Genomic DNA, 8,726 nt, shown 5'->3' with positions numbered 1-8,726 from the left:
CCGACCGCGCCCGCCGCGGTCTCGCGCGAGACCACGCCGCAGGCCGACACCGACGAGGTCGTCACCGGGGTGTCCGGCTCGACGCCGATCCAGGAAGCGGCCGCAGCACCCGTCGCCGAGCCTGAGGCCCCGGCGACGCGAGCCGAGGAGTCGAGACCGGAAGCGCCCGAGGCCGAGCCGACGACGCCGGAAGCGGAGCCCGCCGTGCCACCGGCGGCTGCGGTCCCGGAGGTCGCGCCTCCACAACGCCTGAGCAACGCCACGGGCCCCATCGGGCTCCCGGCACGCAACGAGATCGACCCCATTGAGGTCGAACACCTGTCGCTCGCCGAGCGACTCGGCCTGCGTGCCGCGGCGCGCGGCACTGAAGACGGAGAGCAGAACGTGGGGCCGACCAAGTGAGACTCGCACTGATCTGGTCCGAGGTCTGGAACGGCCTGCGTCGCAACGTCTCGATGGTCGTCTCCGTCGTGCTCGTGACGTTCATCTCGCTCACCTTCGTCGGTACGGCCGTCCTGCTGCAGATGCAGATCGGCCAGATGAAGAACTACTGGTACGACCGCGCACAGGTCGCGATTTACCTCTGCACCGCCGACAGCGCGGGCGACACCTGCGCCGCCGGCGCCGCGACCGAAGAGCAGCGCGCCGCCGTCCAGAGTGCGCTGGAGTCGTCGACCCTCGCACCCTTCGTGGACAAGTTCTACTTCGAGGACCAGGCGCAGGCGTTCACGAACTTCCAAGAGCAGTTCAAGGGCAACGACATCGCACAGTTCGTCACGGCGGACCAGCTGCCCGAGACCTTCTGGGTGAACATGAAGGACGCCTCGCAGTCCGACGTGCTCGTCGAGGCGTTCTCCGGCGTCGCGGGCGTGGAGCAGGTGACGGATCAACGCCAGTACCTCGACCAGATCTTCTCGGTCCTGAACATCGCCAGTTACACGGCGATCGGGATCGCGGCACTCATGCTGGTCGCCGCAGCCCTGCTGATCGCGACGACCATCCGATTGTCGGCGTACTCGAGACGCCGGGAACTCGGAATCATGCGATTGGTCGGTGCATCGAACCGGTTCATCCAGACACCGTTCATCCTCGAGGGTGTGTTCGCCGCGCTCATCGGCTCCATCCTCGCGGCCGGGGCGGTGATCACCATCGTCCAGGTGTTCGTCCAGGGATACCTGGCGGACCGCATGCGGTACGTCAACTTCGTCGATCTCGGTGACGCCTTCGTGGTTCTCCCGATCCTGCTGCTCGTCGGCGTGCTGTTGGCGGCGATCTCGGCCAACTTCGCGATCTCGCGGTACCTCAAGGTCTAACGGGGAGGCAGTGCGGCCGCCGCACCGCTCGCTCTGCGTTAGACTGACAGGCTGCCGCGATCGCGGCCGGTCCGTTCCGATGGATCCGAACCAGAACGTCAGGAGTACACCGTGCCGAGGGAACGGGGCGAGAACGTCGTGGCCACGAACCGCAAGGCCCGCCACGACTACACGATCGAGGACACCTACGAGGCCGGCATGGTCTTGACGGGTACCGAGGTGAAGTCGCTGCGAGCCGGGCGGGCGTCGCTCGTCGACGGGTACGCCTTCATCGACCGCCGTGAGGCGTGGCTCGACGCGGTGCACATCCCCGAGTACGGTCAGGGCACGTGGACGAACCACCCGCCACGGCGCAAGCGCAAGCTGCTGCTGCACCGCGAGCAGATCGACAAGATCGCCCACAAGATCGCCCCGGGTGGCTTCACCCTCGTGCCGTTGAAGATCTACTTCAAGGACGGCAAGGCCAAGGTGGAGATCGCCGTGGCGAAGGGTAAGAAGGAATACGACAAGCGGCATGCCCTCCGCGAGAAGCAGGACACCCGTGAGGCCGCGCGTGCGATGGCCACCAGGAACCGGCTCGGCGAATAGGTGACAGGTGCCCCTGGGGCGCGGTAGACTTGGAAGCTGCACCGCAAGGTGCTCGTTCACCGTTCGCGGTGGATTGACAACTCGACAGCGTGTGACAACGACCCTCTTCGCCTCGTTCTCCGAGGCGCTGAGTCCATGGGGATGATCGGTTTCGACATTGCCTGCGAAACTGCGAGAAGCGGGTCGAGGATGCAGGGTTATCTCGTTAACGATCTCTGCAAAACAACAAGTGCCAACTCTAAGCGCACTGACTTCGCCCTCGCTGCTTAAGCGAGCCCGATAGTCCGTCAGACCGAGCGTGTCCCCGTCTCGGATCCTGGCGTCATCTAGGGGACTTGCTGGATGACGGAGCCGCGACGTCATCCGGGACTTTTCTTCGGCTGGGCCCGTCGACCAAGATGCCCTTGTCAATGGTCGGGGCCGAGTAGAACATTTTAAGGGATACGCCCGTAGAAGGCGCAGAATCACAGCAGTGGACGGGGGTTCAATTCCCCCCATCTCCACTCCGGACGTTGTCACACGCTGCCGAGTCGACGACAGGCCCCCGCTTCGGCGGGGGCCTGTCGTCGTTCCTGGGGTCGGAGGGGTACCGACGGGCTGCTAACCTGGGAGTCCAGAGGCCGCCACCACCCGGGAGACCTGCATGGCGACAATCCTGCTAGTTTTTGCTGCGATCGCCGTCGCCACGCCCACACTCACTCGAGTGCTGTCGACGAAGGTCTTCTACGTCATCGCGTGTATGCCCGCGGCGGCATTCGTCTGGACGCTCTTCCAAACGGGCACGGTCACGTCCGGCGGTACGGTCGTCGAGACGATCGAGTGGATCCCGCAACTGAGCATCGCGCTCTCGTTCCGGATGGACACGCTCGCCTGGCTGCTGTCCCTCGTCGTCACCGGCGTCGGTGCCCTCGTGCTGCTCTACTGCGGTCGCTACTTCTCCTCGACCGAGCCCGGCCTCGGTCGCTTCGCCGCGCTCCTCTTCGCCTTCGCCGGCACGATGTTCGGCCTCGTGACCGCCGACGACATCATCGTCATGTTCATGTTCTGGGAGATCACGAGCGTGCTCTCCTACCTGCTCATCGGGCACTACACCGATCGCAAGGAGAGTCGCGGTGCCGCGCTGCAGGCGCTCCTCGTGACGACCTTCGGCGGGCTCGTCATGCTCGTGGGCGTCATCATGATCTCCGTGCAGGCGCAGAGCACTTCGCTCGCCTCGATCGTCGAGCAGGGTCTGACCGGCCCCGCGACCACCGTCGCCATCCTCCTCATCCTCGTCGGCGCGATCTCGAAGTCGGCGCTCGTGCCGTTCCACTTCTGGCTGCCGGCCGCGATGGCCGCACCGACGCCCGTGAGCGCATACCTGCACGCTGCGGCGATGGTGAAGGCCGGGATCTACCTCGTCGCGAGACTCGCTCCCGGTTACGCCGACACCCCGGGTTGGGACGCGATGCTCGTCGGTCTGGGCGTCCTCACCATGGTCGCCGGGGCCTGGCGGTCGCTGCGTCAGTACGACCTCAAGCTGGTCCTGGCCTACGGGACGGTGAGCCAACTCGGGTTCCTGATGGTCATCTCGGGGTACGGCACCCGTGATTCGGCCCTGGCCGCCGTCGCGCTCCTGCTCGCCCACGCCATCTACAAGGCGGCACTCTTCCTCGTCGTCGGCATCATCGACCACCGTGCTGGGACGCGTGACTGGCGGCACCTCTCCGGTCTCGGGCGTCAGACGCCGGTGCTCGCCGTCATCGCGGCGATCGCGGTCGCGTCGATGGCCGGTATCCCACCGCTCTTCGGGTTCGTCGCGAAGGAGGCCGTCTTCACCTCACTGCTGGAGGGCGCGCTCGAGGGCGACGTGTGGGGTTGGGTCGCGATCATCGGCACTGCCGTCGGGTCCGTGTTGACCGTCGCGTACAGCGCCCGGTTCCTCTGGGGCGCCTTCGGAGACCGACGCGGCGCCGCGCCGACCGAACTGCATGCCGAATCCGGAACGATCATGATCGCGCCGGGCATCCTCGCCGTCGCGACCATCGCTCTCGGCTTCGCGACGAAGCCCATCGACACGGTGCTCGCGCCGTACGCGGACTCCGTGGGGGAGGGCGACTACCACCTCGCGCTCTGGCACGGCCTCGAGCCGGCGCTCGGCATCTCGGCCGTCGTGGTGCTGCTCGGTCTGCTGCTCTTCCGCTGGAGGCTCCCGGTCGCGCGTCTGCAGGACCGCCTGCCACCCCTCATCGACTCCTCGAAGGGCTACTGGGCGGCGACCCAGGGCATCGACCGGCTCTCCGCGAAGGTCACCCTGTTCGCCCAGCGCGGCGGGCTCGTCCAGTACCTGTCCACCATCCTCGTGGTCTTCGTCCTGACCCTCGGCACGATCGCCCTCCTCGGGCGTGCCTGGCCGAGCGAGATCCGGCTGTGGGACTATCCCGCCCAGGTGGCCATCGCCTTCATCATGGCGACCGCGGCGATCGCGGCCGCCCGGGCGAAGCAGCGCATGGCCGCCGTGCTGCTCGTCGGCGTCACCGGTTTCGGGCTCGTCGCGCTGTTCGCCCTGCACGGCGCTCCCGACCTCGCGCTGACCCAGGCCCTCGTCGAGACGATCACGATCGTGGTGTTCGTCCTCGTGCTCCGCCGACTCCCGGCCAAGATCGCCCAGCGCAACGCCCCGGTCCACCGCGTCCGTCGGGTCGTCATCGGGACGCTGACCGGCCTGGTCATGGGGCTCATCGGGGTCATCGCCCTGGGCGCGCGACAGGCCGAGAGCATCGCGACCGAGCTGCCCCGGCTCGCCGTCGAGGAGGGCCACGGCAAGAACATCGTCAACGTGATGCTCGTCGACATCCGAGCCTGGGACACCATGGGGGAGATCTCCGTGCTCGTCGTGGTGGCCACCGGTATCGCGAGCCTGCTCTTCGTCTCACAGCGGGGCGCCGAGGTCCCGCGCCTCAGCGGTGCGCGGCGCCGACGTATCCCGGGCCTCCGATCCCAGGTCGTGTCCGACCCCCACCTCGCGGACAGCGAGATGGAGGCGCCTCGCGATGCGGTGGGGCGGCACTCATGGCTCATCGGTGGCCGGGCGATCGCCGAGGCGAACCGTTCGATCCTCCTCGAGGTCCTCGTGCGGCTCCTCTTCCACCCGGCGATCGTCGTCTCCGTCTTCCTGCTCTTCGTCGGCCACAACGAGCCGGGCGGCGGCTTCGCCGGTGGTCTGCTCGCCGGCCTCGCGCTCGTGATGCGGTATCTCGCCGGCGGACGTTACGAGCTCGGCGAAGCCGTGCCGATCGACGCGGGCAAGGTGCTCGGCGTCGGGCTGCTGCTCGCGGTGGGGACGGCCGTCGGTTCCCTGTTCTTCGGCGGCGAGGCGCTCCAGTCCGCGTACTTCTCGGCCGACGTCCCGATCCTCGGACACCTGTCGTTCGGCACGTCCAGCATCTTCGACATCGGCGTCTACCTCGTCGTCGTCGGACTGGCGCTCGACATCCTGCGCAGTCTCGGGGCCGAAGTCGACCGTCAACAGGAGGAAGCCGACATCGACGAGCAGAGTACGGACGAGTTCTCGGCGAGTGAGGCCGAACGATGAGCGCCTCTCTGACCCTCGTCGTCCTGATGGCCGTCATGTACGGCACCGGGGTGTACGTCATGCTCGAGCGGAGCCTCACCAGGTTCCTCATCGGGTTCGTGCTCGTCGGCAACGCGACGAACCTGCTCATCCTGATCATGAGCGGCCCGAGCGGCACCGCACCGCTCGTCACGGGCACCGCCTCCGACGACCGCATGGTCGACCCGGTGCCGCAGGTGCTCATGCTCACGGCCATCGTCATCAACTTCGGCGTGACCGCCTTCATCCTGGCGCTCATCTACCGGACCTGGTGGTTGGCACAACTCGGCGACGAGGGCGACACCCTCAGCGACGAGCACGCCGACGACACGGAGGCGGCGACGGAGGCGGTCTTCAACCAGGTCGACCTGGACGACGAGGCCATCCAACGGGTCCTCGACGAGAGCAACGAGCACGGCGACGATCGCAAGACGACCAGGAAGGGGGCAAGCGAATGAACGCACTCGTCCCGCTCGTGGTCATGATCCCGCTGATCGGCTCGGCGATCGCGCTCATGTTCCGCAACCGCCGCAAGACGCAGGTGGCGATCAGCGTCATCGCGCTCACCGCGGTGACCGTGATCAGTGCGATCCTGCTCGCGGCCGTCGACCAGAGCGGCACGATCGTCGTCGAGCTGGGCGGCTGGTCCCCGCCGTGGGGGATCGTGCTCGTCGTCGACCGACTGTCGGCGATCATGCTGCTCGTCGCCGCCCTGATGCTGCTGGGCGTCCTCATCTTCGCCATCGGCCAGGGCATCGTCGACGGCGACCGCGAGACGCCGGTGTCGATCTTCCACCCGACGTACCTGGTCCTGGCGGCCGGGCTGTTCGACGCCTTCGTCGCGGGCGACCTCTTCAACATGTACGTCGGCTTCGAGATGCTCCTCGCCTCCAGTTACGTCCTCCTCACCCTGGGCGGCACGGGAGCGCGGATCCGCGCCGGTGTCACGTACATCGTCATCAGCCTCATGTCGTCGCTGCTCTTCGTCGCCGCGATCGCCCTCATCTACGGCGCGACGGGCACGGTGACGATCGCCCTCGTGGCGGACCGCGTGCGCGACCTGCCGATGGAGGTGCAGGCGATCCTCTGCGCCGCACTGCTGCTCGGCTTCGCGGTGAAGGCTGCGGTGTTCCCGCTGTCGTTCTGGCTGCCCGACTCCTACCCGACCGCGCCGGCGCCGGTCACGGCGGTGTTCGCGGGCCTGCTGACGAAAGTGGGTGTGTACGCGATCATCCGGACCGACACGCTCATCTTCAAGGACGTGCCGCTGGCGACACCGTTGATGGTCATCGCGTTCCTGACCCTGCTCATCGGCATCTTCGGCGCGGTCGCCCAGGCCGACATCAAACGATTGTTGTCGTTCACCCTCGTGAGTCACATCGGCTACATGATCTTCGGCATCGCCGTCGGCGGGGTCGCCGGGACCGCCGCGACGATCTACTACATCGTCCACCACATCGTCGTCCAGACCACGCTGTTCCTCACCACCGGTCTCGTCGAGCGGATCGGTGGAACGACGTCCATCTCCCGGCTCGGCGGCATCCTGAAGGCCTCCCCGATCGTCGGCGTGCTGTTCTTCATCGGAGCGATGAACCTCGGCGGCATCCCGCCGTTCTCGGGCTTCCTCGGCAAGATCGGGCTGTTCCAGGCGGGTGTCGCCCTGGGCGACCCGCTGTCGTACATCCTCATCGCCGCCGGAGCCGCGACTTCGCTCCTGACGCTGTACGCCCTGGCGCGCGTGTGGAACATGGGCTTCTGGCGTGGGAAGGACGAGGTCGCCGGATACTCGTCGCCGTTGCTCGACCAGCTCGCGGAGAGCCCCGAGGACTCGGGCTCGGTCGACACCAAGACCATCTCGCGCCCGATGATCGGTGCCACGACCGGCATGGTCGCGTTGACCCTCGCCCTCACGGTCTTCGCGGGGCCCCTCTTCGGATTGGCCACGCGCGCGGCGGAGAACATCGAGGACCCGGACAACTACATCACCGCGGTCTTCCCCGACGGAACGGAGCACCTGAAGTAATGCAACCGTCACGTCGTCGCGCACTGTTCAGCCAGGCGCTCCTCCTGGCCGGACTCATCCTGCTCTGGTGTCTCCTCTGGGGGATGTTCGACCTGCTCACGCTCGTGACCGGTCTCGGGGTCGCGTTGCTGGTGTCGTTCCTGTTCTACCTGCCGGCCGTCGAGCTGAGCGGCCGCATCAACCTCTGGCGGACCGCGATCTTCCTGGGCAAGCTCCTCATCGACATCGTGCGGGCGAGTGCGGAGATCGCGTGGCTCGTCCTCAAGCCGAGGTTCCGGTCCAGTAACGCGGTGATCGCGGTCCGTCTGCGGACGACCTCCGACCTCATCATGAGCTGGACGGCCGAGGCGGTCTCGATCGTCCCCGGCTCGATCGTGGTCGACCTCGACCGCACGGCCTCGACGCTCTACCTGCACGCGCTCAACGTGCATGACGACGCCGACATCGACGCGGTCGTCGCCGAGGTCCTCGGAACGGAGCGACGGCTCATCCTCGCGATCGGTTCCCGCGCCGAGGCGGACGCCCTCCGCCACGACCATGACCACGTCTCGATCGGAAGGGGGCAGTGATGCTCGTCGTGATCATCATCGTCTCCGTGCTGTTCGGTGCCGCAGCCCTCGCAGCGGTCTACCGGATCATCCGCGGGCCGAGCCTCCTCGACCGCGTGATCGCCTCCGACGTGCTCGTCGCCACCGTCATGTGTGCGATCGGGGCCGAGATGGCGATCAACCGTCACACGGACGGCCTGCCGGTCCTCCTGGCGCTCGCGATGTTCGCGATCGTCGGCTCGGTCAGCGTCGCCCGCTTCATGTCGAAGCAGGACGACGCATGACCGGCGAGCTGATCCGCGACATCGTCACTGGGGCCCTCGTGCTCGTCGGGGCGATCATGTGCTTCGCCGCCGGCGTCGGCCTGCTGCGCTTCCCCGATGTGCTGTCCCGCCTGCACGCGGCGACCAAGCCGCAGATCCTCGGGCTCATCGCGATCATGGCGGACGTCGCCGTCTCGAGCCCGACGGTCGGGACCATCACCATCGCGATCGCGATCATCGTGTTCCAGAGCCTCACCGCGCCGATCTCCGCGCACATGGTCGCTCGGGCGGCCTACCGCAGCGGCAACTTCGACGAGGCCGTCCTCGTCCGCGACGAGCTCGCGGGACGCGAAGAACTCGGCGAGGAACGACATCCCGGCCACACGCCCGAATAGCGGC

At 67.3% G+C, this 8,726-nt stretch carries 8 protein-coding genes, 1 other RNA gene and 1 pseudogene; all 10 read left to right on the top strand.

What is annotated here, in order from left to right; genetic code table 11:
* A pseudogene (locus IFT89_RS14690) lies at positions 1–402 on the top strand (hypothetical protein); the annotation flags it as partial.
* Entirely contained in the window at positions 399–1,313 is a 915-nt protein-coding gene (gene ftsX, locus IFT89_RS14685) for a permease-like cell division protein FtsX (RefSeq protein ID WP_064296231.1), read from the top strand. The pseudogene IFT89_RS14690 and the gene ftsX, both read left to right, overlap by 4 nt.
* 111 nt (positions 1,314–1,424) lie before the next feature.
* Positions 1,425–1,901, top strand: coding sequence for an SsrA-binding protein SmpB (gene smpB, locus IFT89_RS14680; RefSeq protein ID WP_056007115.1), 477 nt, complete (start codon positions 1,425–1,427; stop codon positions 1,899–1,901).
* A 137-nt stretch (positions 1,902–2,038) separates the two neighbouring features.
* Positions 2,039–2,407, top strand: a transfer-messenger RNA (tmRNA) gene (gene ssrA, locus IFT89_RS14675).
* Positions 2,408–2,544: 137 nt separating this feature from the next.
* The gene (locus tag IFT89_RS14670; protein ID WP_191940834.1) at positions 2,545–5,475 is read left to right on the top strand and encodes a Na+/H+ antiporter subunit A; all 2,931 of its coding nucleotides are present in this window, start codon (positions 2,545–2,547) and stop codon (positions 5,473–5,475) included.
* Positions 5,472–5,951 (top strand): NADH-quinone oxidoreductase subunit K, encoded by a 480-nt coding sequence (locus IFT89_RS14665; RefSeq protein ID WP_202939328.1) that lies wholly within the window; start codon positions 5,472–5,474, stop codon positions 5,949–5,951. Before IFT89_RS14670 ends, IFT89_RS14665 begins: the two co-directional genes overlap by 4 nt.
* Positions 5,948–7,516 (top strand): Na+/H+ antiporter subunit D, encoded by a 1,569-nt coding sequence (locus tag IFT89_RS14660; protein ID WP_079002188.1) that lies wholly within the window; start codon positions 5,948–5,950, stop codon positions 7,514–7,516. Before IFT89_RS14665 ends, IFT89_RS14660 begins: the two co-directional genes overlap by 4 nt.
* Complete coding sequence (locus IFT89_RS14655; protein WP_137241918.1) at positions 7,516–8,085, top strand: Na+/H+ antiporter subunit E; 570 nt, start codon at positions 7,516–7,518, stop codon at positions 8,083–8,085. Before IFT89_RS14660 ends, IFT89_RS14655 begins: the two co-directional genes overlap by 1 nt.
* Positions 8,085–8,348 carry a monovalent cation/H+ antiporter complex subunit F gene (locus IFT89_RS14650; protein ID WP_064296237.1) on the top strand — a complete coding sequence of 88 codons (264 nt, stop codon included), beginning with the start codon at positions 8,085–8,087 and terminating at the stop codon, positions 8,346–8,348. The genes IFT89_RS14655 and IFT89_RS14650 overlap by 1 nt, the downstream gene beginning before the upstream one ends.
* The gene (gene mnhG, locus IFT89_RS14645) at positions 8,345–8,722 is read left to right on the top strand and encodes a monovalent cation/H(+) antiporter subunit G (protein WP_064296238.1); all 378 of its coding nucleotides are present in this window, start codon (positions 8,345–8,347) and stop codon (positions 8,720–8,722) included. The genes IFT89_RS14650 and mnhG overlap by 4 nt, the downstream gene beginning before the upstream one ends.
* The last annotated feature ends 4 nt before the right edge of the window (positions 8,723–8,726 follow it).

The organism is Plantibacter sp. CFBP 13570 (genome assembly GCF_014841395.1).
Lineage (GTDB): Bacteria > Actinomycetota > Actinomycetes > Actinomycetales > Microbacteriaceae > Plantibacter > Plantibacter auratus.
Note: the sequence above shows the minus strand (reverse complement) of the source record. Positions and strands in the feature narration are given on the sequence as shown.

Coding starts and splice junctions, on each gene's coding strand:
- IFT89_RS14665 (WP_202939328.1), top strand. CDS start 5,472: ATGAGCGCCTCTCTGACCCTCGTCGTCCTGATGGCCGTCATGTACGGC.
- mnhG (WP_064296238.1), top strand. CDS start 8,345: ATGACCGGCGAGCTGATCCGCGACATCGTCACTGGGGCCCTCGTGCTC.
- IFT89_RS14655 (WP_137241918.1), top strand. CDS start 7,516: ATGCAACCGTCACGTCGTCGCGCACTGTTCAGCCAGGCGCTCCTCCTG.
- IFT89_RS14660 (WP_079002188.1), top strand. CDS start 5,948: ATGAACGCACTCGTCCCGCTCGTGGTCATGATCCCGCTGATCGGCTCG.
- IFT89_RS14650 (WP_064296237.1), top strand. CDS start 8,085: ATGCTCGTCGTGATCATCATCGTCTCCGTGCTGTTCGGTGCCGCAGCC.
- IFT89_RS14670 (WP_191940834.1), top strand. CDS start 2,545: ATGGCGACAATCCTGCTAGTTTTTGCTGCGATCGCCGTCGCCACGCCC.